Below are 26,792 nucleotides of genomic sequence, written 5' to 3' on the forward strand. Positions count from 1 at the left end.
CACCGACCCCGTTTCCCCCTATGCCTTCCTCGATTCAAGAAAGCTTCACGATGCGGCCCTGCGTGCCCTTGATCACTACCTGAAGCCTGCGGATAAACCGACAAAACCCGTCGGCCATCCCAGCACAATCTTCACCGTCATCCCTGAAGTCGATTCCGAAACCCTGCTGGCCCATGCCTGTGAAACACTCGCCTCAGCCAATGTCATGGCCGCTGAGTTGGCGTTTACCTTGAGCGGTCCGACGTGCAGTCAGTTGCTTGGCATCCAGCAGATGATTTCGCTCGCTGAGCTGTCGGTGAATCGCGTCCTCGATCAAGTCGATCCGCAAGGCTGACAAGCAATAAAAAGCCCGCTGACCTTCACAGGTTCAGCGGGCTTTTGCGTGCAGCGGCAAAAATTACAATGTGCCGAACACTTTCTTGGCAAGGCCAGTCGCCGCTGCGGCCGGGTTCTTGCGAAGGGTTTCTTCTTGTTTGCCGATCATTTCGAACAGGCCGTTCAGCGCTTGTTCGGTGACGTAGTTTTCGACGTTGGCGCTCTTTGCGTCCACCACGCCAAAGGTCGCGGCCTGGCCGGCGAAGCTGTTGTACTTTTGTGCTACGCCAATCTTGTCGGTGGCTTGTTTGACGATCGGCAGGAACTTGGCGCGGATCTGTTCGCGGCTGGTTTTGTCCAGGTATTGGGTGGCCGAGTCGTTGCCGCCGCTAAGGATGCCTTTGGCGTCGGCCACGGTCATTTTTTTCACGGCGTCGACGAGGATTGGCTGGGCCTGGGTCACGGCGTTTTCCGCAGCCTTGTTCATCGCGGTTTCCAGTTCTTCGACCTGGGCGCCCATGCCGAAGGCTTTCATTTTGCTGGCGGCTTTACCGAGTTTGCCCGGCAGTTCGATTTTCACCTCCGGGTTGTTGCTGAAGCCACCCGGGGTGCCCAGTTGTTTGACGGCCAGTTGCGCGCCTTGGGTCAGGGCGTCCTTGAGACCGCCGGTAGCGTCTTGTTGCGACAGGTCGCTGAGCGACAGCGCGAGCACGTTGGCGGAGATCAGCAAGCCCGCGCACAGGCCGGCGAAGCGAAGGGTAGGGCGGAACATGGCGGCTTCCTTGATAGACAATTAGCGAATCGCGTCGACGCGGATTTTCAGCGGCTGCGGATCGTTGCCGTCCAGTTGCACGGCGTGGTTTTCGGTGGTGATGAACATCAGCTCGCCGTTGACTTCGATGCGCGCGCTGACCGAGTAGCGGTGGCCGGGTTTGACCTGCGCCGGATCGTAGCTCAAATGGAACGGCAGCGGCACCTGGCCTTTGACCGGGCCTTTCTGTTCGTCGAGCACCACGGCCGGGGCGTCGGCCAGCGAGACGTCCTGCAGGCTCACGCTGAGGGTTGCGCTTGGTGGCAGGGCAATGCGCTGCAGGTAGAACACTTCGCCGTCGAGGCCGACTTTGCCGGCGGGGGGGGTCGACTGGCAGGCGCTGAGCAGCGTGGCGGCGGCAAGCAGAGTCAGTTTTTTCATAGTGTTCTCCATTCAATTGTAGGAGCGAGCCTGCTCGCGATAGCAGTGTGTCAGACGACAGTGATGCCGACTGACACGACGCTTTCGCGAGCAAGCTCGCTCCCTCTAGGTTTTCATCAGGCTTGGGGCTGTATGGCCGGTTGATCCGCCGCATCTTCACTGCGATGCAACGCCACCTGTCGAATCGACAAGCGAATATCCGCCGGCAACACGCGTTTGGCCGCGCCCTCGGCCAGTTCGCCGAGCAGTTCGTGGTAGCTCAGCTTGCCGGCTTCGTCGCGACGCAGCACGTCGAGGTCGAGCAGGGTCTGGATGAAGTGGCGGAACAGGCTCTTGTCGAAGAACTCCGGGGCATTCAGGCCGTGCAGGATCGACAGGCGCTGGGCCATGACCGTGCACAGGTCTTCCAGTTCTTCGGCGCTGATGCTGTTCTGCCCGGCGTTGAGCAGCAGCGAGACGGTCATGTAGAAGCGCTGCAGGGTCTGCGCGATGCTTTTCGACAGCAGGGTCAGCAGCACAAAGTGTCGCGAACTCGGCGCGGGGCGCAGGTACACCTCCTTCTCGAACCGCAGCAGGCCTTGCTCGACGAAGGCTTCCAGCCATTGATCGACCACCGCGTCGAGTTCGTCCAGGCTCCAGCGAATGAACAGCTCCGCCTGCAGGTACGGATACAACGCGCGGGTGTAGCGCAGGATCTGTTCGCGGCTCATGCGCGAGGTGCTCTGGAAGAAGCTCGCCAGCAGTGCCGGCAACGCGAAGATGTGCAGCACGTTGTTGCGGTAGTAGGTCATCAGGACGGCGTTCTGCTCGTCCAGATAGAGAATCTTGCCCAGCGCATCGTTCTGCTCGGCGAGCAGGTCCATGTCCTTCACATGCTCGATCAGCGCGCGGCCATCGCCTTCCGGCAATGTGGTGTGCGGCGAATACGGGACTTTGCGCAGCAGCGCCAGGTACAGATCCAGTACTCGCGCCATGGCGCGGTCGTCCAGCGCCAGGCGGGTGGTCGAGAGCAGCGCCAGCGCCACCAGGTTGACCGGGTTGATCGCCGCCGCTTCGTTCAGGTGCTGCGCGACTTTCTCGCCGAGGCGGTTGGTGGTCTCGTTGAGCCATGCCGGTTTGTACTGCGGGCCGAGTTCCTGCTGGCGCCAGCCCGGCTGTTCGCTGTCGAGGAATTCTGCGAGTTTGATTGGCTCGCCGAAGTTCACCGCGACCTGGCCGAAACGCTGCTTGAGCGCGCCGATGACTTTGAAGATGTCGAAGATCGACTCTTTCTTCTTGCTCGCGCCGCGCAGTTCGCCGAGGTAGGTGCGACCTTCCAGCACGCGCTCATAACCGATGTACACCGGTACAAAGACGATCGGCATCCGCGACGAACGCAGGAAGCTGCGCATCGTGATGGCGAGCATGCCGGTTTTCGGTTGCAGCATGCGCCCGGTGCGCGAGCGGCCGCCCTCGACGAAGTACTCGACCGGGAAACCTTTGGTGAACAGCGTGTGCAGGTATTCGTTGAACACCGAGGTGTACAGCGGATTGCCCTTGAACGTGCGACGCATGAAGAACGCGCCGCCACGGCGCAGCAGGCTGCCGATCACCGGCATGTTCAGGTTGATCCCGGCGGCGATGTGCGGCGGGGTCAGGCCGTTGCGGAACAGCAAGTACGAGAGCAGCAGGTAGTCGATGTGGCTGCGGTGGCACGGCACGTAGATCACTTCGTGACCCTGGGTGACCTGCTGCACGCCTTCGATGTGGTTGACCTTGATTCCGTCGTAGATTTTATTCCAGAACCAGCTCAGCACCACTTCAAGAAAGCGGATCGCGGTGTAGGTGTAGTCCGAGGCGATCTCGTTGCCGTAGCGCAACGCCTGGGCCTTGGCTTTTTCCGGGGAGATGTTCTCGCGCTCGGCTTCCTCGAGGATCGCTTGCTTGACCAGTGGCTGGTTGAGCAGGCCCTTGACCAGATTGCGTCGGTGCGAGATGTCCGGGCCGATGACCGCCGCCTTCAGGTTGCGGAAGTGCACACGCAGGATGCGCTGGGCCATGCGCACCGTGCGTTCGTGGCCCTTGTTGTGCTCGATCAGTTCGCGCAGGTGGATCGGTGCCGAGAACTGCACACGGGTTTTACGCCCGAGGACAATGATGCTCAGCAGCCGGCGCAGGCGCCCGGTGACCGCCCAACTGTCGGCGAACAACAGCTTCCATGGGCTGTTTTCGCTGTCCGGCGACTGGCCCCAGAACACGCTGACCGGAATGATCTGCGCGTCTTCGGCAGCGTTTTGCGTCAGGGCGCTGACCAGTCGGGTCAGGGTCGGCGGCGCACCGCGCTTGTCCTGACGGCCGAGCCAGTCCGGGTCCGGCGTCAGGTAGAAGAACGCCGCCGGCTCGATCAGCGAACCCACCGACACCGGCAGCACCGGACGTGGCAGGCCGGCCTTGGTGCACTCGGTGTCGACCACCGCCAGATCGGTGAGCGAGGGGTTTTGCAGGACGTAGAACACCGGACGACTGCGGTCGAGGTTGAGGGTGAGCGACGACTGGTTGATCGTCTCGGAGCGAACCCAGAGGTACAACAGTCGGCGCAAGGTGCCAAACACAAGACGGCGGAACGGGGAACGGGTCATACGGCTTCTGCGTGAGTGAATAAAACCGAGCAACTGCTCGGGCGGTCGACAGTTTGCCGTATTCGCCGAAAATCGGCAAAAAAGCGGCGAAGTAAACTCCTGTTGAGAGTTTTCGTGCCTGTCATATACTCGGCAATCTGTCGCCGGGGCCCTTTATGGACGTCGGACGCAGTCTGACGTTCCGCAAAGGCTTTCCTGCGAAAAGCCTGTTCAATAATAAAAAAGGAGTATGAACAGATGGCAACACGTGAAACCGGCAATGTGAAGTGGTTCAACGACGCCAAGGGCTACGGCTTCATTCAGCGCGAGGACGGGGTGGACGTGTTCGTGCACTACCGCGCGATTCGCGGTGAAGGGCATCGGTCGCTGACCGAGGGGCAGCAGGTCGAGTACGCGGTGATTACCGGCGAGAAGGGTTTGCAGGCTGAGGATGTTGTAGGCCTGTAACCTTGAAGATCAAAAGATCGCAGCCTTCGGCAGCTCCTACAGGTGTACATATGACCCTGTAGGAGCTGCCGGAGGCTGCGATCTTTTGCTTTTAGGCGGTCTTCCAGGTGATCTCTTCTTCACCGTCGGCGCTGATGCGAATCCAGCGATCCGCCGTCTCTTCACCTTCTTCCTCGACCCACGTCCCCGGTGCGCAGCGCACTTCCACGTTCAGCGCGGCAAACGCGGCGCGGGCGCAGGCGATGTCGTCGTCCCATGGGGTCGCATCGCTTTCCAGATACAGGCTGTTCCACTTGCCCACGGCTTTCGGCAGCCAGGTCACCGGGATGTTGCCGGCCTTGCACTTCCAGGTCTGGCCTTTCTGTACCCAGTCGCTGCACGGGCCCAGTGCTTCGTCGAGCCAGGCGGAAATCGCCTTGTGGTCGACGTCGGCGTCTTTCAGGTAAATCTCGATATCCGGTTGGCGCATGGATGTCCTCACTGCGGGTCTGAAAAATCCATTCGCGGATTTAGCCGGCCCCGGGCACTCGCCCGAGACCATAAGTTATTGAAGAACGAAATAATCGTAGCGCATCGACACGGTGGTCACGAACGGCTCGGCCTGTTCGATCACCGCGGCGCGGCGTTCGGCACTGGCGCGCCAGCCGTGGGGGGTCATCGCCAACAGGTTGGCGCGATCCTCGGGCTGGTCCAGCGTCAGCTTGAATTCCAGGGTTTCGCTGTGCGCCAGCGCCATGCCTTCGGGCACCAGGGCCAGATGCTTGTCGTCGGTGTATTCGCGCACTTCGTCGTACAGGCGTTCGCGCAGCTCCATCAGGTGGCCGCTGGTCGGGCCGACCTTCATCAGGCCGCCGCCGACGCTGAGCAGACGCTTGGCTTCTTGCCAGTCCAGCGGACTGAAAACGCTGGCGAGAAACTGGCAACTGCCCGATGCCAACGGCACGCGGGCCATGCTGGCAATCAACCAGGTCAGCGCCGGGTTGCGCTTGCACGCGCGTTTGACCGCCTCGCGGGAGATGTCCAGCGCGTAGCCATCGGCATCCGGCAAGGCCTCGGAGATTTGCGCGGTGTAGTAACCCTCGCCACAGCCGATGTCGACCCAGCGTGCCGGCGCATAACCCGCCGCCAGCTCGGCCAGACGTTTGGCCACCGGCGCGTAATGCCCGGCATTCAGGAAGTCGCGGCGCGCTTCGACCATCGCCTGATTGTCGCCAGGGTCGCGGCTGTTCTTGTGCTGCACCGGCAACAGGTTCAGGTAACCCTGGCGCGCACGGTCGAAGCGGTGGCCGGCGGGGCAGACCACGCCGTTGTCCACGCTGTTCAGCGGTTCACTGCAGATCGGGCACGCGAGCATCAGGCGAGCAACTTGATCAGGGTCTGGTAGTAGATCTCGGTCAGCACGTCGAGATCGGCCGCCAGTACGCGTTCGTTGACCTGGTGAATGGTCGCGTTGACCGGGCCCAGTTCAACCACTTGGGTGCCCATGGTCGCGATGAAACGGCCATCGGACGTGCCGCCGCTGGTCGACGCCTTGGTCTCGCGGCCGGTGATGTCGCGGATGCTCGACGACACCGCGTCGAGCAGCGCGCCCGGCTCGGTGAGGAACGGCAGGCCGGACAGCGCCCAGTCGATGTGCCAGTCCAGGCCGTGCTTGTCGAGGATGTCGGCCACGCGCTTCTGCAGGCCTTCGACGGTGGATTCGGTGGAGAAGCGGAAGTTGAACACCGCCACCAGATCCCCCGGAATCACGTTGGTCGCGCCGGTGCCGGAGTTGACGTTGGAGATCTGGAAACTGGTCGGCGGGAAGAAATCGTTGCCGTGGTCCCAGTGCTCGGCGGCCAGTTCGGCCAGTGCCGGAGCGGCGAGGTGGATCGGGTTCTTCGCCAGGTGCGGGTAGGCCACGTGACCCTGAATACCGCGCACGGTGAGCTTGGCCCCGAGGGAGCCGCGCCGACCGTTCTTCACCACGTCACCGACCAGCGTGGTGCTCGACGGTTCGCCAACGATGCACCAGTCCAGACGCTCGTTGCGCGCCGCCAGACGTTCAACCACAGCCTTGGTGCCGTGGTGCGCCGGGCCTTCTTCGTCACTGGTGATCAGGAAGGCGACCTTGCCTTTGTGGTTCGGGTAGTCGGCGACGAAACGTTCGGCGGCCACGGTCATCGACGCCAGGCTGCCTTTCATGTCGGCCGCTCCACGGCCGCAGAGCATGCCGTGCTCGTCGATGACGGCGTTGAACGGGTCGATCTGCCAGGCCGTCACCGGACCGGTCGGCACCACGTCGGTGTGGCCGGCGAAGCACAGCACCGGGCCGTCGCCGTTACCGTGGGTGGCCCAGAAGTTGTCCACGTCTTCGATGCGCATCGGCTCGAGGGTGAAACCGGCATCGCCCAGGCGCTGCATCATCTGCTTCTGGCAATCGGCGTCGACCGGCGTCACGGACGGACGGCGGATCAGGTCGATGGCGAGTTGGAGGGTCGGCGAAAGGTCGGCGTGGGCCGTCATGTAATAACTCCGGGGTGCGCACGGTAAACCTGTAGGAGCTGCCGCAGGCTGCGATCTTTTGATTTTGTTTTTTAGAATCTACAGCAAGATCAAAAGATCGCAGCCTGCGGCAACTCCTACAGGATGTGTTGGCATTGAAAAAGGCAACCATTCTAATGCAAAACGGCGACCCGAAGGCCGCCGTTTGACGTTCAACAATAACTGATCAAGCGGCGGCCGCTTCAGGCTCCGGCGCCGGTTTTGGCAGCGACGAGAGAAACGCCATGATCAGCGCCGCGACGTACGGCAGCGATTGCACCAGCAGCATCGCCACCCAGAAGCGCATGTCGTTGCTCGGAATGCCTTGCACCAGGTAGATCCCCAGCGCCGCGCCCCACAACAGCAGCATGATGAACAGCTCTTCCCGGGCTTCGGAAATCGCCACCCAGAAGCCGTGGTTGTCGGCGTTTTTCGGCGTGCGGAAGAACGGAATGCTGCTGGTGAAGAAGCCGTACAGCACCGCTTTGGCGATGGTGTGCGACAACGCCAGGCCGGCCAGCGCCGCGCAGAACGCATCCTTGAGGTTCACGCCGACGGCGCGACGGTACAGGAAGATGATCTTGCCGACCTTGAACACGAACAGCGCCAATGGCGGGATTGCGAAGATCAGCAGTGGCGGATCGACCCGTTGCGGCACGATGATCATCGCCGCCGACCACAACAGTGCGCCGACGGTGAAGAAGATGTTCATGCCGTCCGCGACCCACGGCAGCCAGCCCGCGAGGAAGTGGTAACGCTGGCCACGGGTCAGCTCGGTGTCCTTGCCACGCAGCAGGCTGCGGGTGTGACGCTTGATGATCTGGATCGCGCCGTAGGCCCAGCGGAAACGCTGTTTCTTGAAGTCGATGAAGGTGTCCGGCATCAGACCCTTGCCATAACTGTCGTGGTAATACGCCGCCGACAAACCTTTTTCGAACACGCGCAGACCCAGTTCGGCGTCTTCACAGATGCACCAGTCGGCCCAGCCCAGTTCTTCCAGAACCGAACGGCGGGTCATGGTCATGGTGCCGTGCTGGATGATCGCGTCACGGTCGTTGCGGGTGACCATGCCGATATGGAAGAAGCCTTTGTATTCGGCGTAGCAGAGCTTCTTGAAGGTGCTTTCGTTCTGGTCGCGATAATCCTGCGGCGACTGCACCACGGCGATTTTCGGATCGGCGAAGTGCGGCACCATGTGCTTGAGCCAGTTCGGGTGCACGCAATAGTCAGAGTCGATGACGGCAATGACTTCGGCGTCCTTGGCGGTGTGCGGAATCAGGTAGTTCAGCGCGCCGCCCTTGAACCCTGCCAATGGCGCAACGTGGAAGAACTTGAAGCGCGGGCCGAGGGTGGCGCAGTAGTCGCGCACCGGCTCCCACACGGCCGGGTCTTTGGTGTTGTTGTCGATGATCAGGACTTCATAGTCCGGGTAATCGAGAGCAGCCAGGGCGTCTAGGGTCTGTTTGACCATGTCCGGCGGCTCGTTGTAGCAGGGCACGTGAATCGAGACTTTCGGCCGGTAGTCCGAATCGCCGATCACCGGCAGGAATTCACGTCGACGCTTGTGAATCCACACCGCTTCGGCCAGTTCATGCGCCTCGGTCAGCAACACGATGAACACCCCGAGGGCACCCAGCGCCAGGAGGAAACCCACCGTCAAGCTGAACCACGTGCTGTATTGCTGACTGTAGTCGTAACCGATCCACACCAGCACCGAACCGCAGAGGAACGCGATAAAGGTCAGGAAGGTACGGCCACGCTGACGCAGGGCCGAGCCGTCGATCATCAGCAGGGTCAGCGACAGCAGCGCCAGCACTACCGAACCGATGGCCAGCACGCGCCATTGCGGGATCGCTACCACCGGGCCTTCGAAGTTGAATTTCTGCTGGCGCGCGGCGTTGAACACGCCCCAATACGCGCCCACCGAACCTTCGTCACTGGCCTTCCACGGCTGATCGAAGGCTTCGATCACGAAGTAGTTGAAGCCCTGACGGTTGAGTTTGTTGACCAGGGTGCGCAGGTAGATCGCCTGATCCGCCGGTGAGGCATCGGCACCACCGCGCATGCGGCCGTTGCTCGGCCAGCCGACTTCGGACAGCAGCAGCGGCTTTTTAGGGAACATCTTTTTCAGGTCGCGGGCACGGTCGAAGACGAACTGCCCGGCCTTGTCGACGGGGATGAATTCCCAGTAAGGCAGCACGTGCGCAGCGATCAGGTCGACGTGCTTGGCCAGTTCCGGGTGTTCTTCCCAGACGTGCCACTGCTCGGAGGTGGTCACCGGCACTTTCACAGCTGCGCGTACCCGATCCAACAGCACGCTCAGTTGTTCGGCGGTGATTTCCTTGCGGAAGATCGCCTCGTTGCCGACCACTACGCGAACCACGCTGCGCGAAGTGTTGGCCAATTCGATGGCGCGCTGGATTTCCCGCTCGTTGCGTTCCTGATCGGGGCTGATCCAGATCCCGAGGGTTACGCGAAGACCGAACTCTTCCGCCAGTTTCGGGATGTCCTGCAGCGAACCGTCGACCGAGTAGATGCGGATGTTGTCCGTCAGCTTGCTCATGATCTCCAGGTCGCGGCGCATTTCATCGTCAGTCGGATACTGATCCTTCTGTGGGAATTGTCCCTGCTGGAATGGCGAATAGGAGAAACCGGAGATCTGCTCCGGCCAGTCGGGCGCGGAGACCGGGCGGTTGATCAGCGCCCAGAAACCGGTGAACAGGGCGGCGATTGCCAGAACCACCACCAGGTTGAGACCAAATTTACGCGATGACATAGCTATTTCGGGTTCCAAAGGCTGTGGAACGAAGGAACGGATCGGCTTACGCCAAAAGGGCGCGAATCCTACACCGGCAGTTCACTGCTCGTACACCAGACAGGGAAATGCCGGACGTTGGGCAGTCCAACCTGATTTAAGTTCTTTAGTAACAGCTTGTAAGAGAAAACTTTGTTCAGTGTGGCATCAATTTCCTGTGGCGAGGGAGCTTGCGCCCGCTGGACTGCGAAGCAGGCCGCTTTTTGAGGGCCGCTTCGCGACCCAGCGGGAGCAAGCTCCCTCGCCACAAGGTTTGTGCAAAACGTCTGCGTTCACCGTTCATAGCATCAAAGATGCTCTTGGCTGCCGACGGCCCTATAATGCGCGCCGGTTTTTGGGGTAATGGTCATGAGTACAGAAGATCCACGGTTTGCAGGCATCGCCCGTTTGTATGGCATCGAGGGCCTCGAGCGCCTGCGTGCGGCCCATGTGGCGATTGTCGGCGTCGGTGGCGTCGGTTCCTGGGCGGCGGAAGCCATGGCCCGCTGCGGCGTGGGCGAGATTTCGCTGTTTGATCTGGACGACGTCTGCGTCAGCAACGCCAACCGCCAGTTGCATGCGCTGGACAGCACCGTCGGCAAACCCAAGGTCGAGGTAATGGCCGAGCGCCTGCGCGGGATCAACCCGGATTGCACGGTGCACGCGGTGGCCGACTTCGTCACCCGCGACACGATGGCCGAATACATCACCCCAGACATCGACTGCGTGATCGACTGCATCGACGCGGTCAACGCCAAGGCTGCGCTGATCGCCTGGTGCAAGCGCCGCAAGATCCAGATCATCACCACCGGCGGCGCCGGCGGGCAGATCGATCCGACGCTGATTCAAGTGTGCGATCTGAACCGTACCTTCAACGATCCACTGGCCTCGAAAGTGCGTTCGACCCTGCGTCGTGACTACGGTTTCTCACGCACCGTGACTCGCCATTACAGCGTGCCGTGCGTGTTCTCCACCGAACAGCTGCGCTATCCGAAACCGGACGGCAGCATCTGTTTGCAGAAGAGTTTTGTCGGCGATGGCGTGAAACTCGACTGCGCCGGCGGGTTTGGCGCGGTGATGATGGTCACGGCAACGTTCGGCATGGTCGCGGCGACCAAAGCGGTGGACAAGATTGTGGCGGGTGTTCGGCGCCCGGCGGATCGCATTAAACCGACTAGCTAGCAAATCTTGTGGCGAGGGGATTTATCCCCGATGGGGTGCGAAGCGCCCCCAGATCTGCTTCCTCGGAGTGTCAGGCAGACCGCATGTGTAGATTTTGGGGCCGCCTTGCAGCCATCGGGGATAAATCCCCTCGCCACAGGGTTAACCTGCCAGCTCATTCATCCGCTTGAGCACGGCATTCAAGCCATTGCTGCGCGACGGCGACAACTGCCGCGACAGCCCCAGCTGATTGAACCAGTCCGGCAGATCCACTTGCTGCAATTCAGCAGCGCTCAGGCCATTAACCCGCAGCAACAGCAGCGCCACCAACCCGCGAATCATCCGTGCATCACTGCTTGCCGAAAACTGCCAGTGGCCGTCATTCAGCGAGCCCACCAGCCACACTTGGCTTTCACAACCATGCACGCGGTTGGCGTCGTTTTTATCCGCATCGTCCAGCGGCGGCAGACGATCACCGAACTGCATCAGCAATCGCGCCCGTTGTTCCCAACCGGCAGCGTTCTGAAAGGTCTGCAGCGCTTCGGCAGCGGCCAGCGGCAGGCTCATCGCAACAACTCCAAGGCCTGATCCAGCGCTTCAAAGAAACGCTCCAGATCCTCGGAATCGTTGTACAGCGCCAGCGACACCCGAATCGCCCCGGCCAGTTCGAAGCTTTTCAGCAACGGCATGGCGCAGTGGTGCCCGGCGCGCACGGCGATGCCTTGCTCGGTCAGCAGGTGCGCCAGGTCGGCGTTGTGCACACCCTCGACGACAAAACTCGCCAGCGCCAGTTGCGGCTTGCCCAGCAGGCGAATGCCATTGCGGGCGGCGAGGCCTTGCAGCAGATAGTCGTGCAGTGCCGCTTCATGGGCCGACACCGCGTCCTGATCCAGCCCGGCCAGATAGTCGAGGGTCGCCCCGAGGCCGATTACGCTGGCAATCGGCGGCGTACCCGCCTCGAAACCCAGCGGGGCAGGGCGGAAGCGTGAATCGTGATAATTGGCTTCCAGCACCATTTCGCCGCCGAACTGCCACGGTTTCAGTTGCTCGAGCGCCTCGTTGCGCCCGAACAGCACGCCGAGGCCATCGGGGCCGTACAGCTTGTGGCTGGAAAATACATAGAAGTCGCAACTCAGCGCCTGCACATCGTGGCGACCGTGCACCACACCTTGCGCGCCATCGACCACGGTCAGCGCGTTCTGCGCCTTGGCCATCGCCAGCAGCGCCGGCAGCGGTTGCCAAGCACCGAGCACGTTGGACAACTGACTGACCGCCAGCAAGCGGGTGCGTGGACCGATCAGGCCTGCGGCGGCGCCGAGGTCGATCACGCCGTCGGCGTCCAGCGGCAGGATCACCAGTTTCAGGTCGCGACGTTGCGCCAGTTGCTGCCACGGCAGCAGGTTGGCGTGATGCTCCAGGGCGCTGATGACAATTTCATCGCCCGGATGGAAAAGATGTTCCAGGCCATACGCCAGGAGATTCAGCGCACTGGTGGCGCCGTGGGTGAAGATGATTTGCCCGCTGTCACCGGCATTGAGCCACTGGGCAACCTTGAGCCGACTGTCTTCGAACGCCTGTGTCGCGTGAGCCCCGGGCAGGTGTTGCGCACGATGCACATTGGCCGCGCCGTTGGCGTAGTAATGGGTCAGTGCGTCAAGCAGGGCTTGCGGTTTTTGCGTGGTGGCGGCGTTGTCCAGATAGGTCTGGTCTTGCCGTTGCAGAGCGGCGATGGCCGGAAAATCGGCGCGCCAGGGGGAGGGAATCATCACAGTTTTTAGCCCTGGTGAAGAGGGGCGGGATGTACGCCAAACCCTGTAGGAGTGAGCCCGCTCGCGATGGCGCCCGTGAGGACGCCAAAAAGCATCGCGAGCAGGCTCGCTCCTACAGTAAATCGTTTAACGCTTAGTTGTGAGCGTGCAGCGCTTCGTTCAGCTCGATCGCCGATTTGTGGGTTTTGCACTCCACGGCACCGGTTTCCGAATTGCGACGGAACAGCAGGTCAGTCTGACCGGCCAGCTCGCGGGCCTTCACCACCTTGACCAGATTGTTGTGCTCGTCCAGCAGCGCCACCTTGGTGCCGGCGGTCACGTACAGGCCCGACTCGACGGTGTTGCGGTCGCCCAACGGAATACCGATACCGGCGTTGGCGCCGATCAGGCAGCCTTCGCCAACCTTGATCACGATGTTACCGCCACCCGACAGGGTGCCCATGGTCGAGCAGCCGCCGCCCAGGTCCGAACCCTTGCCAACGAATACGCCAGCGGAAACGCGGCCTTCGATCATGCCCGGGCCTTCGGTGCCGGCGTTGAAGTTGATGAAGCCTTCGTGCATCACGGTGGTGCCTTCGCCCACGTAGGCACCCAGACGCAGACGTGCAGCGTCAGCAATACGCACGCCGGCCGGCACCACGTAGTCGGTCATTTTCGGGAACTTGTCCACCGAGAACACTTCCAGCAACTCGCCGCGCAGACGGGCTTCCAGTTGCAGTTCGGCCAGTTCGCTCAGGTCGATCGCGCCCTGGCTGGTCCAGGCGACGTTCGGCAGCAGCGGGAAGATCCCGGCCAGGCTCACGCCGTGCGGCTTGACCAGACGATGGGACAGCAGGTGCAGCTTGAGGTAGGCCTCAGGTGTCGAGGTCAGCTGTGCGTCTTCTGCCAGCAGGGTGGCGACCAGCGGCTTGTGGCTCTCGGCCAGACGGGTCAGCAGCTTGCCTTGAACGGCGTCGATGCCTTTGACCGCTTCAGCCAGTTGCGCAGCCTGCGCGGTGGTGAAGGTGATGGCCTGGTTGCCTTCGGTGTAGCCGAGGATCGGCGCAACGGCGGCGACCAGTTCGTCCGACGGGTTAAGCAGCGGCTGGGCGTAGAACACTTCCAGCCACGCGCCTTGACGGTTCTGAGTGCCGACACCAAAGGCGATGCTGAACAGGGATTTGGACATGTGAATACCTCTAGCAATAAGTGACGGGCTGCTTTACTTGAGTGCGGCCGCGTAGATGTCTGGCTTGAAGCCAATCAGGGTTCGGTCACCGAGATCGAGCACCGGACGCTTGATCATCGAGGGTTGAGCGAGCATCAGTTCGATGGCTTTCGACTGGTCGAGATCGGCTTTACGTTCGTCGTCGAGTTTGCGAAAGGTCGTGCCTGCACGGTTCAACACCGTTTGCCAGCCGTGCTCGTCACACCATTGGGTCAGGTGCTCGCGGTCGATACCGGCGGTTTTGTAATCGTGGAAGTCGTAGCTGACAGCGTGTTCATCGAGCCAGGTGCGCGCCTTCTTCATGGTGTCGCAGGCTTTGATGCCGAAAAGGTGCAACGTTTTACTTGAAACGGTCAAGGAATCGCCCCCTTTACAGGTGCTGGAAAAAAATGGTGTCGGATTATGCCATGACCAAACGGTTTCGCGGCGCCTGAGGTCGATTTCCCACCGCAAAACCCTGTAGGAGTGAGCCTGCTCGCGATGGCGATTTACCTGCCACTGTCATTGTTGAATGTTAAACCGTTATCGCGAGCAGGCTCACTCCTACAAGGGGATTTGCGACAGGGCTGCGACATAGGTGCAACGGCCAGACGCATCCTAAGCCGCTAATATGGCAGTTCAACGCTGTCGATTGTCTGAGATTTCCGCTTTATGCAAACCGCCTATACCGTCCTGATCCTGCTGATGCTGGTCAGCGTCTCGCGGCTGGTCGGCCGGGTCATCCCGCTGCCGCTGCCCCTCGTGCAAATCGCCGCCGGTGCGCTGCTGGCCTGGCCAACGCTGGGCCTGCACGTGGCGCTGGACCCCGAACTGTTCCTGTTTCTGTTCTTGCCGCCGCTGCTGTTTTCCGACGGTTGGCGCATGCCCAAGCGTGAGTTCTGGCATTTGCGCGGCCCGATCCTGACGCTGGCGGTCGGGCTGGTACTGTTCACCGTGGTCGGCGCCGGGTATTTCATTCACTGGCTGTTGCCGAGCATTCCGCTGCCGGTGGCCTTCGCACTCGCTGCCGTGCTGTCGCCGACCGACGCCGTGGCGGTCTCGGCCATTTCGCAAAACCGCTTGCCGACGCCGCTGATGCACATCCTGCAAGGCGAGGCGCTGATGAACGATGCGTCGGGCCTGGTGACGTTCAAGTTCGCCTTGGTGGCGGCGGTGACCGGGGTGTTCTCGCTGGCCAATGCGAGCCTGACGTTCGTGCTGGTGGCGGTCGGCGGGCTGGCGGTCGGCGTGGCGCTGAGCTGGCTGGTCGGACGCTTGCGCGCGTGGATGATCGCCCGCGGCTGGGACGATCCGGCCACCCACGTGGTGTTCATGTTGCTGCTGCCGTTCGCCGCCTACGTGCTGGCCGAGCGCCTGGGGGCTTCAGGCATTCTTTCGGCGGTGGCGGCGGGGATGATGCAGAGCTGGCTCGATCTGTTGCCCCGGCAGACCAGCACCCGCCTGCTCAATCGCAGCGTCTGGTCATTGCTGGAGTTTGCTTTCAACGGTCTGATCTTCCTGCTGCTCGGCCTGCAATTGCCGGACATCATCAAAGCCGTGGTCAGTCATGAACCGACGCTGTGGCCGACGCTGTTGTATCGCGGCCTCGACGTGGTGGCGATTTTCCTGGCGTTGGTGCTGTTGCGCTTTGTCTGGGTGCAGAGCATCTGGCGTCTATCAGTGTTGCTGCGGCGTTGGCGCGGCAAGGGCGCCCTCACCCAAGTGCCCACGGCCCGCTCCTGCTGGCTGCTGACCGTCGGCGGTGTGCGCGGGGCGGTGACGCTGGCCGGTGTGATGTCGGTGCCGATGTTGATGGGCAGCGAGGCGTTCCCCGAGCGTGATCTGCTGATTTTCATCGCTGCGGGAGTGATTCTGCTGTCGCTGATCTGCGCCTGCATCGCCTTGCCGTTGTTGCTGCGCGGTATCGAGAAAAGTCCGGACGACAAGCGCCGTCAGGAAGTGCGCGACGCCTGGCGCAAGACCGCCGAGGCGGCCATTCATGCATTGGAAACCGAAGAGGTCGGCCCGCAGGACGCTGCGCAGGCCGCGCTTTCGGCGGAACTGAAGGCGCGGATCATGTCCGAGTACCGGCATCAGCTCGACGTCTTCAACGATTCGGCCGAAGCCCAGGCGCTGGCGTTCCAGATGGATCTGCTGGAACGCCGTTTGCGTTTGAAGGCACTGCGGGCGCAGCGCCTGGAGCTGTATAGCCTCAGCCGTCAGCACCAGATCGGCGATGACGTGCTGCGGGAAGTGCTGGGCGAACTGGACTTGAGTGAGGCGAATCTGGGGCAGGTCAAGTAATCCTGCAACGTACTGGTTACGCCGTTTGTGCTGCGGGATAGGGGTAGGCCTTTCTCATGAACGCCTTGTCCTTTTCACTGAGCACCAGATTCAGATCAATCTTGAATTCACCCACGGTCCAGCTCTGACGCACGGCGTAATGCATGATCGATTTTGGATCGTAAGGCGAATAGTCGAAATCGCTGGCGTCGAGCAGATTGAAGAAACGTTCATCGATAGATCGGCGCGCGTAATCGTCCTCGTCGGCGTCTTCGGCCACCCCGTGTGCCGCATAAACCGCGGGCTTGTTCCAGGGGATATTCGACTCGGGGTGCAGATGTTCATGTTCGGCACCCAGTGCATGTCCGAACTCATGGATGACATTGGCGGTGAACAATGCCGGGGCGAGCATATGATCCGGAGACAGCCTCATGGTGGGCTCTTCTGCCTCGACCAACAGCGCGTTGGTACCGATCATCGACCAGTAAATGCCGGGTTCGCTGCTGATGCGGATATCACCTGACTCGCCTTCGAGAAAATCGAACGTCAGGTTGATATGGGGCAGCCAGTGGCTGGCCGCGGTTTTAACGGCGTCCTTGAACGCTTGATCGCCACTCAGGAACGCGATGCGCAAGGTTCGGCCTGGCGCCCAGAAGTAACCGTGTTTTCCGACGGCTCGTTTTTTACGAGCGGATGACGAGGTTTTTTCATTTGCCGGGTTTTCGGCGATAGCGACTTCATAGGAATGTTGTAGCGAAACCATTTTTTCTGTAAGGCAAAGTGTTGCGGAGTTCATGCTGAGTGTCCGTACTGATGTTGATCCAATAGGCTGTTGTTTATTCCGGGCGAGTTGCACCGGATAACAGATGGGTGGAAGTTAAAGGAAAGTGCGGACTGAACACAGTCGGGTTGTGTTGCGTGATATTGAAAGTTCGCGAGGTGTTGCGCCTGGCGAACTTTGTGTGTCGGTGTAGGTTATTTATTTCGGATAAAGCAATCGCATCAGTCGTTTGTCTTTTCTACTGATCCGGCGGTTGATCGGCACCTCCCAGTTGCCCACTGTCAGTGAGTTTGCCACCGGGTGATGCATGATTGATTTTCGGTCGTAGGCGGTATAGATCGCGTCCAGCGTGTCGAAGGAGGCGAACAGGTTCATGTCGACCTGCTCCTCGGTCAGCGGGTTCATTTCACGGTTCTTGTAGAATTCGTACACCTTTGGTTTATCCCACGGAATATTAGCCTTTGGATGCTGATGTTCGTGCATCGCACCCAGTGCGTGGCCGAACTCGTGGATCACGATCGCTTCAAAGTCTTCATGTTCCGGTTTGACCCCCAGGGTCATGGTGGGATGGTCGGGGTGGATCAACAGTGCATCGGTGCCCAGCATTGAGCTGTTGTCATTGCTCTTGGTCGCAATCCGGATGTCGCCTTTCAAATCGTCGACGAATTCGAACTTCAGGTTGATGTAAGGCAACCATTGGTTCGCCGCCGCGATAATCCTGTTCTTGTGGTCGGCTTGGGGTGAGTCCATGAAAGTGATTCTCAAGGTTCGGCCGTTGGCCCATAACTTTGAATAGTGAAAGACTGAGCGTTTGCGTCGTGTGCCGGTAGTTTTATCTGCGTTGGCGGGGTTTTCATCGATGGCTGCCATGTAAGCGGCTTGATCGTCGGGCCATTGAATGAGTTGGCAATCCAGCAGGTTGTTCATGTTCACTTCTTCCTTGAAGTTAAGATTTTGAGTTTTTTCGGGCGCAGCGTTATGCGCGACTCGAGACTAACGTCTGGCCGGCCGGCAAGTGAGGTAAATAGTTGGAGGATCTGTAACCCGATGTATGAAGCGCCCATGCCGGATTGCCCGGCACGGACGTTCAGCCCTTACTGGTGGCGCAGGACGAAATCGCGAATGCGTTCGGCCGCTTCTACACATTCCGCCAGTGGCGCGACCAGTGCCATGCGCACACGACCTGCCCCTGGATTGACCCCGTCAACATCGCGGGACAGGTACGAGCCGGGCACCACGGTCACATGCTCTTCGGCGAACAGATCCCGGCAGAATGCCGCGTCGTCGCCTTGTACATTCGGCCACAGGTAGAAGCTGCCGTCCGGGCGTTGCACGTCCATCACCGGGCTGAGGATTTCCAGCACCGCGTCGAACTTCTCACGGTACAGCGCACGGTTGGCGCGCACATGCACTTCGTCGTTCCAGGCGGCAACGCTGGCCAGTTGGGTTTGCACCGGCATCGCGCAGCCATGGTAGGTGCGGTACAGCAGAAAGCCCTTGAGGATATCGGCGTCACCGGCGACGAAACCGGAACGCAGGCCCGGCAGGTTCGAGCGCTTGGACAGGCTGTGGAACACCACGCAGCGCTTGAAGTCCTTGCGGCCCAGTTCGACGCAGGCGCTGAGCAGGCCTGGCGGCGGGGTCTGTTCGTCGAAGTACAGCTCGCTGTAGCACTCGTCGGCGGCGATCACGAAGTCGTGCTCGTCAGCCAGGGCGATCAGCTTTTTCAGCACATCCACCGGAATCAGCGCGCCGGTCGGGTTGCCCGGCGAGCACAGGAACAGGATCTGGCAGCGTTTCCAGATCTCTGGCGATACCGCGTCGAAGTCCGGGTTGAAGCCATTCTCGTCCAGGCACGGCAGGTAATGCGGCTTGGCACCGGCGAGGAACGCTGCGCCCTCGTAGATCTGATAGAACGGGTTCGGGCTGACCACCAGCGCGTCGTCGCCACGGTTGACCACGGTCTGGGTAAAGGCGAACAGCGCTTCACGCGTACCGTTGACCGGCAGCACGTTGCGCGCCGGGTCAATCCAGCCACTCGGCACGCCGAAACGACGTTCGCACCAGCCGGCGATGGCTTCGCGCAGGGCCGGGATGCCGAGGGTGGTCGGGTACACCGCCATCTGATCCAGATTGTGCGCCAGCGCTTCGGCGACAAAGCTCGGCGAGCGATGTTTCGGCTCGCCGATCGACAGCGCGATCGGACGTTTGTCCGGGTTCGGGGTCACGGTGCCGAGCAGGGCGCGGAGCTTTTCGAACGGGTAAGGCTGCAGCTGGTTCAGAGCGTTGTTCATGGATGCCTCGTTCAATGTGGAAAGAAAACTCTGTTACTGACCAATGCACAAAACCTGTAGGAGTGAACCTGCTCGCGATGAGGGCTGCACATCCAACATCCATGCAAGCTGATGTGCCGCTATCGCGAGCAGGCTCGCTCCTACAGAGGTTTGGTCTAACACGCCGGTAACGGAGTGATCCTTCCCACCTGGGTAATGGATTAATTCAATTCAGATACTGATACGTGAAAGCTTGATATCCGGTTCCTGATTGACGCTCAGTTGTTCAACGATTGCATCCTGCAAGCGGCTGCACAGCAGCGGGTCGGAGAGCGGCTGATTGTGGGCGTCGGTGATGAAGAACACGTCTTCCACCCGCTCGCCCAAGGTCGCGATCTTGGCGTTCTGCAGCGACAGGTCGAACTCGAGGAAAATCCCGCCAATGCGCGCCAGCAGGCCCGGGCGATCCGGTGCCGTGAGTTCCAGAACCGTCACCGGACGCTGGGCGTCGTTGTGGATCGTCACCTGCGGCGCAAAAGCGAAGTGCTTGAGCTGGCGCGGCACCCGGCGCTGGATGATCGTCGGGTAGTCGTCGGGGTTGCGCAGCGCTTCGGTCAGGCCGTCGCGAATCTGTTTGACCCGTGCCGGGTTGTCGCCGATCGAGTCACCGTCGGTATCGAGCACGATGTAGGTGTCGAGGGTGAACTGGCTGCTTGAGGTGATGACCCGGGCGTCGTGAATGTTCAGGTTGAGCTGGTCCATTGCGGCCACAGTCACGGCGAAGAAATCGTGTTGATCCGGGGCATAAATGAAGATCTGCGTACCGCCCTCGAATTCGCGCTGGGTGGTTTCCTTGATCAGCACCAGCGGGCCGCCATCGGCCGGCTGCTGCAGGATCGCGTCACTGTGCCAGGCGACGTCGCCGGCGGTGTGGCGCAGGAAGTAGTCATCGCCCAACTGTGCCCACAACTGCTCGACGTCGTCCGGGTCGGTGCCGCCACGCACCAGAATGTCCAGTGCTGCGCTCTGGGTCTGGCGGATCTGCTCTTCGCGATCCACCGGGTTTTCCAGGCCTCGGCGCAGGGCACGCTTGGTTTCGGTGTAGAGCTGGCGCAACAGGCTGGCGCGCCACGAGTTCCACAGCGTCGGGTTGGTGGCGTTGATGTCGGCCACGGTCAGCACGTAGAGGTAGTCCAGACGGGTTTCGTCGCCGACGATCTGTGCGAAATCGTGGATTACTTGCGGGTCGGACAAGTCCTTGCGCTGCGCAGTGGTCGACATCACCAGATGGTTCTGCACCAGCCAGACGATCAGTCGGCTGTCCCACGTTGGCAGTTGATGGCGCTGGCAGAACGCTTCGGCATCGACCGCGCCGATGTCCGAGTGATCGCCATGCCGCCCCTTGCCGATGTCGTGGTACAGCCCCGCCATGTAGATGAGTTCTGGTTTGGGCAGCTTGGCCATCAGCTTGGCGGCCAACGGGAATTTTTCCGACACCTGGGTGTACTGCAACTTACGCAGGTGCTTGATCAGATTGAGAGTGTGCGCATCGACCGTATAGATGTGGAACAGGTCGTGCTGCATCTGTCCGACAATGAAGCCGAACTCCGGCAGGTAACGCCCGAGGATGCCGTAACGGTTCATCCGTCGCAGGTTGCGATGGATGCCGATCTTGCACTTGAAGAGCTCGATGAACAGGCTGGTGTTGCGAATGTCGTTGCGGAAATTGTCGTCGATCAGGTGACGGTTCTCGCGCAGCAGGCGAATGGTGTCGGCGCGCACACCTTTGATTTCCGGTTGCTGAGCCATCAGCACGAAGATCTCGAGCATGGCGAACGGCGTGCGGCGGAACACGTTGTCGTTGCGGGCCTCGATGTAGCCGTCGTGCAACTGGAAGCGCGAATTGATCGGCTGCGGCGGCGCTTCGTCTTCCGGGGCGAGGATGACTTCCTCGAAATGCTGGATGATCAGGTCACTGAGCTGGGCGATGCTCATCACCACGCGGAAATACTGCTGCATGAAGTTTTCGACAGCCTGTTTGGCGTCGTCACCTTCAAAGCCGAGCAGGCCGGCGATGGTGCGTTGATGGTCGAACAGCAGGCGGTCTTCGGAGCGACCGGCGAGCATGTGCAGGGCGTAGCGCACTTTCCACAGGAATTCCTGGGAGGAGGCCAGCAGCGCGTTTTCGCTCTCGACCAGAAAACCTTCACCGGCGAGAGCGCGCAGGTTCAGGGTGCCGTACTGCCGACGGGCCACCCACAAAATGGTCTGGATATCCCGCAGTCCGCCAGGCGAGCCTTTGACATTGGGTTCCAGGTTGTATTCGGTATCGTTGTACTTGTGGTGGCGGGCCTTCTGCTCGGCGCGTTTGGCCAGAAAGAATTCCTTGGCCGGCCACATGTGTGCAGTGCTGGTGACATCGAGCATGCGCTGGCGCAGGCGCTCGGGGCCGCAGATGGTGCGGCTTTCCATCAGGTTGGTGACCACCGTCAAGTCGGCCCGTGCTTCCTCGGCGCATTCATCGACCGAGCGCACGCTCTGACCGACTTCCAGGCCGATGTCCCACAGCAGCGTCAGAAAACGCTCGATGGAGTCGCGGAAAACTTCGTGATCGGCGCTGTCTAGCAGGATCAGCAGGTCGATGTCGGAATACGGGTGCAACTCACCCCGGCCGTAGCCACCGACCGCGACCAGCGCGATGTCGGCGTCTTCACTCCAGTTGAACTGCTCCCAGGCCTTTTGCAGGATGTTATCGACGAACCAGGCACGGTCTTCGATCAGGCGGCGGATGTCGCGGCCGCTGCGAAAACGGCTGTCGAGCACCTCGCGGGCCTGGCGGATCGCCTTCTTGAACGCGGCGATAGGGCTCGCTTTCAGGGCCAGTTCAGCCTGGAACTGGCCACGGTCGAAGAGTTCGGGATCCACCTGCGGCATCGATTGGCTTTCCTTCTATAAGGCTGGGAGCGTTCCGGGAATCAGGCCGAGACGCGCGGGATGGTGTCGTCGGCGCGCAGGGTGAAGATCTCGTAGCCGGTGTCGGTCACCAGCAGGGTGTGTTCCCACTGTGCCGAAAGCTTGCGGTCCTTGGTGATTGCGGTCCAGCCATCGCCCAGCACCTTGGTATCGGCCTTGCCCTGGTTGATCATCGGTTCGATGGTGAAGGTCATGCCGGCCTTCAGTTCCATGCCGGTGCCCGCGCGACCGTAGTGCAGGATCTGCGGTTCTTCATGGAACACCTTGCCGATGCCGTGGCCGCAGAACTCGCGAACCACCGAGAAACCATTCTTTTCCGCGTGCTTCTGGATGACTTCGCCGATATCGCCAAGGCGGCAGCCTGGTTTGACGATTTCAATGGCCTTGTACATGCATTCCTGGGTGACCTGCGACAGACGCTCGGCCCAGACCGGCACTTCGCCGACGTGGAACATGCGGCTGGTGTCGCCGTGGTAGCCGTCCTTGATCACGGTGACGTCGATGTTCAGGGTGTCGCCGTTTTTCAGCGGCTTGTCATTCGGGATGCCGTGGCACACCACATGGTTGATCGAGGTGCAGATCGACTTCGGGTAGCCCTTGTAATTGAGCGGGGCAGGGATGGCCTGCTGCACGTTGACGATGTAGTCATGGCAGATCTGGTTCAGTTGGTCGGTGGTAACGCCCGGTTTGACGTGTTCGGCAATCATTTCCAGCACATCGGCGGCCAGTTTGCCGGCGACACGCATGCCAGCGATGTCCTCGGGGGTTTTGAGGTTGACGGTCATACAGGCTCTCTCTGCGCTCGACGGCGCTTGCTGATACGGATAGGGCGGCAGGTATGCGTTTTGCGACCCTGAAAAACCCGATTCTAACAGACGAAAGGCGCAAATCCGCGCCTGCGTGCTTCGTCTCTCTCTATACAATGGTGTGCCTGAAGGCGATTCCAAGGGGGCTGCGCCCATGTCCTTGGTGCGATTAAAGATTCCGGGTTCCGTTTCTGTGCACCCTGTGGTATAAAATGCGCCGCTTTCCGGGGATACCCCGAAAAGCTTAAATCCACACACGTGTCGACACGATGACCTGGGTGCTTTTGGCTTTATGCCACTGGTTGGTCATTGGGATACGTGGAGGCCAAACCCGACTTATTAAGGAACTATCATGTCCCAAGTCAACATGCGCGATATGCTGAAGGCCGGTGTGCACTTCGGTCACCAAACCCGTTACTGGAATCCGAAAATGGGTAAGTACATTTTCGGCGCGCGTAACAAGATTCACATCATCAACCTTGAAAAAACCCTGCCAATGTTCAACGAAGCTCTGACTTTCGTAGAGCGTCTGGCCCAGGGCAAAAACAAGATTCTGTTCGTCGGCACCAAGCGTTCCGCTGGCAAGATCGTTGCTGAAGAAGCAGCACGTTGCGGTTCGCCGTACGTCGATCACCGCTGGTTGGGCGGCATGCTGACCAACTTCAAGACCATTCGTGCTTCCATCAAGCGTCTGCGTGACCTTGAAGTTCAAGCCGAAGACGGTACTTTCGCCAAGCTGACCAAGAAAGAAGCGCTGATGCGCTCCCGTGACCTGGAAAAGCTGGATCGCTCCCTGGGCGGCATCAAGGACATGGGCGGTCTGCCAGACGCACTGTTCGTGATCGACGTTGACCACGAGCGCATCGCGATCACCGAAGCCAACAAGCTGGGCATCCCGGTTATCGGCGTTGTCGATACCAACAGCAGCCCGGAAGGCGTTGACTACATCATCCCAGGCAACGATGACGCAATCCGCGCTATCCAGCTGTACATGGGTTCGATGGCTGACGCAGTGATCCGTGGTCGCAACAATGTTGCTGGCGGCACTGTTGAATTCGCAGCTGAAGAAACTCAGGCTGCAGCTGAGTAATCGACGCCCTGGCGTTGACTCAGTAAGCAAAAAGGGGGCTTGGCCCCCTTTTTGCCACCTCGAAAACCGTTTGTTGGCGCCCGTTTTTGGTGGCGCAGCCCCTGCATCTGTAACGTGCGGCGGGTACAAGGTGATTCGGGAAGAATTGAACGCCCGTTCGATCGGGTGGAATGGTTGAAAACCTATCCAAGAGGAATTTGAAAATGGCAGCAATTACTGCAGCGTTGGTTAAAGAACTGCGCGAGCGTACCGGCGAAGGCATGATGGACTGCAAGAAAGCCCTGGAAAAGGCTGACGGCGACATCGAAAAAGCCATTGATGACATGCGTGCTTCGGGCGCGATCAAGGCTGCGAAAAAGGCTGGCAACGTTGCCGCTGAAGGCGCAATCGCAATCAAGGACGACGGTAAAGCTGCCGTTATCCTGGAAGTGAACTCGCAGACCGACTTCCTGGCTCTGCAAGACGACTTCAAAAACTTCGTTGCTGCCAGCGTTGAAAAAGCGTTCGCTGACAAGCTGACCGACGCTGCTCCGCTGATCGCTGCTCAAGAAGCCGCTCGCGAAGCGCTGGTTGCCAAAGTGGGCGAGAACGTCAACATCCGTCGTCTGACCCGTGTCGAAGGTGACGTTGTAGGTTCGTACCTGCACGGCAACAAGATCGGTGTTGTTGTGGCTCTGAAAGGCGGCGACGTCGAGCTGGCCAAAGACATCGCGATGCACGTCGCTGCAAGCAACCCTGAGTTCCTGCTGCCTTCGCAAGTTTCGGCTGAAGCGATCGAGCGTGAAAAAGCTGTGTTCCTGCAGCTGAACGAAGAGAAGATCAAAGGCAAGCCAGAAAACATTGTTGAGAACATGGTCAAAGGCCGTATCAGCAAGTTCCTGGCAGAAGCGAGCCTGGTTGAGCAGGCGTTCGTCAAGAACCCTGAAATCAAGGTTGGCGAGCTGGCCAAGAAAGGCGGCGCAGAAATCGTTTCCTTCACCTACTTCAAAGTAGGCGAAGGCATCGAGAAGCCGGTCGACAACTTCGCTGAAGAAGTTGCTGCCCAGCTGGCTGCCGCCAAGCAATAAGACGGTTTTTCAACTGTCGCCCGAAAGAGGCTGCCCGCTCACGCGCGCAGCCTCTTTTCAGATGGGGTTACCAATTTTTAATTGGTTTCCACTTGGAACTGACTTACAAAGCCATGTTCCGATGGCGCTGAAGCAGCGCCAAGCTAGAGTGAACGCCAGCTGTAAACAGCTCGCAAAGAATTTTTAAATACGCCGCAGGAGAGATTCGCAATGGCTCAGCAGGGCAGTGGTTATCAGGCTCGCTATAAACGCATTCTACTCAAGCTTAGCGGCGAGGCCCTGATGGGCTCGGAAGAGTTCGGGATCGATCCAAAAGTGCTGGATCGGATGGCGCTGGAAGTCGGCCAGCTGGTCGGTATCGGCGTACAGGTCGGTCTGGTGATCGGCGGTGGCAACCTGTTCCGTGGCGAAGCCTTGAGCAAGGCTGGCATGGATCGGGTAACAGGCGACCACATGGGCATGCTGGCCACTGTGATGAACGCCCTGGCCATGCGCGACGCGCTGGAACGTGCCAATATCTCGGCCATCGTGATGTCGGCCATTTCCATGGTTGGCGTTACTGATCACTATGATCGCCGCAAAGCCATGCGCCACCTGAACTCCAAGGACGTCGTGATTTTCGCCGCCGGTACCGGCAATCCGTTCTTTACCACGGATTCGGCAGCCTGCCTGCGTGCCATCGAAATCGATGCCGACGTCGTGCTGAAGGCGACCAAAGTTGATGGCGTCTACACCGCAGACCCGTTCAAGGACCCGCATGCCGAGAAGTTCGATCATCTGACTTATGATGAAGTACTGGATCGCAAGCTGGGTGTAATGGATCTGACAGCAATTTGCCTGTGCCGCGACCATAAGATGCCGCTGCGCGTATTCAACATGAACAAACCCGGCGCCCTGCTGAACATCGTACATGGCGGCGCTGAAGGAACCCTGATCGAGGAAGGTCAACAATGATCAACGAAATCAAGAAAGACGCTAAAGAGCGCATGCAGAAGTCGGTGGAATCGCTGTCCCACAATTTCGGTCGCATCCGTACCGGTCAGGCGCACCCAAGCATCCTGGAAGGCGTGATGGTGCCGTACTACGGCGCTGACACCCCGATCAAGCAAGTGGCCAACATCACTGTCAAAGATGCCCGTACCCTGCAAGTCGTTGCGTTCGAACGCAACATGCTGGGCGCTGTCGACAAGGCGATCGGCAGTGCAGGTCTGAACCTGAACCCGACCAACCTGGGTGAACTGCTGCTGATCAGCATGCCCGCCCTGACCGAAGAAACCCGCCGCGGCTTCACCAAGCAGGCGCGTGACGTGGCTGAAGACGCCCGTGTTGCAGTGCGCAACATTCGTCGTGACGCGAACAGCTCGCTGAAGGATCTGGTCAAGGAAAAAGAGATCAGTGAAGACGAAGAGCGTCGCGCTACTGGTGAAATTGACGACCTGACCAAGAAGTTCGTGGCCGAAATCGACGCGAAGCTGGCAGAGAAAGAAAAAGACCTGATGGCCGTATAAGGGTCG

Annotated in this window: 24 protein-coding genes; 8 read left to right on the forward strand and 16 right to left on the reverse strand. The window is 60.2% G+C overall.

Annotation, left to right across the window (positions count from 1 at the left end; all coding sequences use genetic code 11):
• Window positions 1–334 (forward strand): DUF6124 family protein (locus tag J5M57_RS22080; RefSeq protein ID WP_207872000.1); only part of this gene is annotated, 334 nt, incomplete at its 5' end.
• 63 nt (window positions 335–397) lie between these two features.
• Here J5M57_RS22080 and J5M57_RS22085 read toward each other — a convergent pair.
• The 3 genes from J5M57_RS22085 to plsB all read right to left on the reverse strand — a co-directional run bounded on the left by J5M57_RS22085 (window position 398) and on the right by plsB (window position 4,125).
• The gene (locus J5M57_RS22085; protein ID WP_207847331.1) at window positions 398–1,087 is read right to left on the reverse strand and encodes a DUF4197 domain-containing protein; all 690 of its coding nucleotides are present in this window, start codon (window positions 1,085–1,087) and stop codon (window positions 398–400) included.
• Window positions 1,088–1,108: 21 nt separating this feature from the next.
• On the reverse strand, window positions 1,109–1,507 hold the full coding sequence (locus J5M57_RS22090) for a YbaY family lipoprotein (RefSeq protein WP_207847329.1): 399 nt from the start codon (window positions 1,505–1,507) through the stop codon (window positions 1,109–1,111).
• A 116-nt stretch (window positions 1,508–1,623) separates the two neighbouring features.
• Window positions 1,624–4,125: a glycerol-3-phosphate 1-O-acyltransferase PlsB gene (gene plsB, locus J5M57_RS22095; RefSeq protein ID WP_207847327.1), complete on the reverse strand. Its 2,502-nt coding sequence runs from the start codon at window positions 4,123–4,125 to the stop codon at window positions 1,624–1,626.
• A gap of 237 nt (window positions 4,126–4,362) precedes the next feature.
• On the opposite strand from plsB, the gene J5M57_RS22100 reads away from it, so the two are divergent.
• Window positions 4,363–4,572: a cold-shock protein gene (locus J5M57_RS22100; RefSeq protein WP_007908870.1), complete on the forward strand. Its 210-nt coding sequence runs from the start codon at window positions 4,363–4,365 to the stop codon at window positions 4,570–4,572.
• Window positions 4,573–4,663: 91 nt separating this feature from the next.
• On the opposite strand, the gene J5M57_RS22105 is transcribed toward J5M57_RS22100, so the two are convergent.
• From J5M57_RS22105 to J5M57_RS22120, 4 genes are all read right to left on the reverse strand, one after another.
• A complete protein-coding gene (locus J5M57_RS22105) occupies window positions 4,664–5,041 on the reverse strand; it encodes a hypothetical protein (protein ID WP_207847318.1) in 378 nt (125 codons plus the stop codon).
• 75 nt (window positions 5,042–5,116) lie between these two features.
• Entirely contained in the window at window positions 5,117–5,926 is an 810-nt protein-coding gene (locus J5M57_RS22110; protein ID WP_207847316.1) for a putative RNA methyltransferase, read from the reverse strand.
• Window positions 5,926–7,077 carry a succinyl-diaminopimelate desuccinylase gene (dapE, locus tag J5M57_RS22115; protein WP_207847314.1) on the reverse strand — a complete coding sequence of 384 codons (1,152 nt, stop codon included), beginning with the start codon at window positions 7,075–7,077 and terminating at the stop codon, window positions 5,926–5,928. The genes J5M57_RS22110 and dapE overlap by 1 nt, the downstream gene beginning before the upstream one ends.
• Window positions 7,078–7,282: 205 nt before the next feature.
• Window positions 7,283–9,871, reverse strand: coding sequence for a glycosyltransferase (locus tag J5M57_RS22120; RefSeq protein WP_083366885.1), 2,589 nt, complete (start codon window positions 9,869–9,871; stop codon window positions 7,283–7,285).
• Between the two features lie 381 nt (window positions 9,872–10,252).
• On the opposite strand from J5M57_RS22120, the gene tcdA reads away from it, so the two are divergent.
• Window positions 10,253–11,071 (forward strand): tRNA cyclic N6-threonylcarbamoyladenosine(37) synthase TcdA, encoded by an 819-nt coding sequence (tcdA, locus tag J5M57_RS22125; RefSeq protein WP_083366884.1) that lies wholly within the window; start codon window positions 10,253–10,255, stop codon window positions 11,069–11,071.
• 141 nt (window positions 11,072–11,212) lie between these two features.
• On the opposite strand, the gene J5M57_RS22130 is transcribed toward tcdA, so the two are convergent.
• The 4 genes from J5M57_RS22130 to J5M57_RS22145 all read right to left on the reverse strand — a co-directional run bounded on the left by J5M57_RS22130 (window position 11,213) and on the right by J5M57_RS22145 (window position 14,383).
• Window positions 11,213–11,617, reverse strand: coding sequence for a SufE family protein (locus J5M57_RS22130; RefSeq protein ID WP_207847305.1), 405 nt, complete (start codon window positions 11,615–11,617; stop codon window positions 11,213–11,215).
• On the reverse strand, window positions 11,614–12,819 hold the full coding sequence (locus J5M57_RS22135) for a cysteine desulfurase (protein WP_207847303.1): 1,206 nt from the start codon (window positions 12,817–12,819) through the stop codon (window positions 11,614–11,616). Before J5M57_RS22135 ends, J5M57_RS22130 begins: the two co-directional genes overlap by 4 nt.
• A 133-nt stretch (window positions 12,820–12,952) precedes the next feature.
• Window positions 12,953–13,987, reverse strand: a complete 1,035-nt coding sequence (dapD, locus tag J5M57_RS22140; protein WP_064586175.1) for a 2,3,4,5-tetrahydropyridine-2,6-dicarboxylate N-succinyltransferase — start codon at window positions 13,985–13,987, stop codon at window positions 12,953–12,955.
• A 33-nt stretch (window positions 13,988–14,020) separates the two neighbouring features.
• Window positions 14,021–14,383, reverse strand: a complete 363-nt coding sequence (locus tag J5M57_RS22145) for an ArsC family reductase (protein ID WP_003222107.1) — start codon at window positions 14,381–14,383, stop codon at window positions 14,021–14,023.
• Window positions 14,384–14,677: 294 nt separating this feature from the next.
• On the opposite strand from J5M57_RS22145, the gene J5M57_RS22150 reads away from it, so the two are divergent.
• Window positions 14,678–16,309, forward strand: a complete 1,632-nt coding sequence (locus tag J5M57_RS22150; RefSeq protein ID WP_169841220.1) for a Na+/H+ antiporter — start codon at window positions 14,678–14,680, stop codon at window positions 16,307–16,309.
• Window positions 16,310–16,325: 16 nt separating this feature from the next.
• Here the strand turns inward: J5M57_RS22150 and J5M57_RS22155 are convergent, their stop codons facing one another.
• From J5M57_RS22155 to map, 5 genes are all read right to left on the reverse strand, one after another.
• A complete protein-coding gene (locus J5M57_RS22155; protein ID WP_207847301.1) occupies window positions 16,326–17,084 on the reverse strand; it encodes a hypothetical protein in 759 nt (252 codons plus the stop codon).
• 183 nt (window positions 17,085–17,267) lie between these two features.
• Entirely contained in the window at window positions 17,268–17,996 is a 729-nt protein-coding gene (locus tag J5M57_RS22160; RefSeq protein WP_207847299.1) for a M12 family metallopeptidase, read from the reverse strand.
• 167 nt (window positions 17,997–18,163) lie between these two features.
• Window positions 18,164–19,363: a succinyldiaminopimelate transaminase gene (gene dapC / locus J5M57_RS22165; RefSeq protein ID WP_169841217.1), complete on the reverse strand. Its 1,200-nt coding sequence runs from the start codon at window positions 19,361–19,363 to the stop codon at window positions 18,164–18,166.
• A 210-nt stretch (window positions 19,364–19,573) separates the two neighbouring features.
• A complete protein-coding gene (locus J5M57_RS22170) occupies window positions 19,574–22,276 on the reverse strand; it encodes a [protein-PII] uridylyltransferase (RefSeq protein ID WP_064586180.1) in 2,703 nt (900 codons plus the stop codon).
• Window positions 22,277–22,317: 41 nt separating this feature from the next.
• The gene (map, locus tag J5M57_RS22175; protein ID WP_169841216.1) at window positions 22,318–23,100 is read right to left on the reverse strand and encodes a type I methionyl aminopeptidase; all 783 of its coding nucleotides are present in this window, start codon (window positions 23,098–23,100) and stop codon (window positions 22,318–22,320) included.
• Between the two features lie 373 nt (window positions 23,101–23,473).
• Between map and rpsB the strand changes: the two genes are divergently transcribed.
• From rpsB to frr, 4 genes are all read left to right on the forward strand, one after another.
• Window positions 23,474–24,211, forward strand: a complete 738-nt coding sequence (rpsB, locus tag J5M57_RS22180) for a 30S ribosomal protein S2 (RefSeq protein WP_003222119.1) — start codon at window positions 23,474–23,476, stop codon at window positions 24,209–24,211.
• Window positions 24,212–24,414: 203 nt separating this feature from the next.
• On the forward strand, window positions 24,415–25,278 hold the full coding sequence (gene tsf, locus J5M57_RS22185) for a translation elongation factor Ts (protein WP_064586182.1): 864 nt from the start codon (window positions 24,415–24,417) through the stop codon (window positions 25,276–25,278).
• A gap of 210 nt (window positions 25,279–25,488) precedes the next feature.
• On the forward strand, window positions 25,489–26,232 hold the full coding sequence (gene pyrH, locus J5M57_RS22190; RefSeq protein WP_003222124.1) for a UMP kinase: 744 nt from the start codon (window positions 25,489–25,491) through the stop codon (window positions 26,230–26,232).
• Complete coding sequence (gene frr, locus J5M57_RS22195; RefSeq protein ID WP_008019552.1) at window positions 26,229–26,786, forward strand: ribosome recycling factor; 558 nt, start codon at window positions 26,229–26,231, stop codon at window positions 26,784–26,786. The genes pyrH and frr overlap by 4 nt, the downstream gene beginning before the upstream one ends.
• Window positions 26,787–26,792: the final 6 nt, after the last annotated feature.

The organism is Pseudomonas sp. 86_A (assembly GCF_017491705.1).
In the GTDB taxonomy this organism is placed as follows: Bacteria; Pseudomonadota; Gammaproteobacteria; order Pseudomonadales; family Pseudomonadaceae; genus Aquipseudomonas; species Aquipseudomonas koreensis.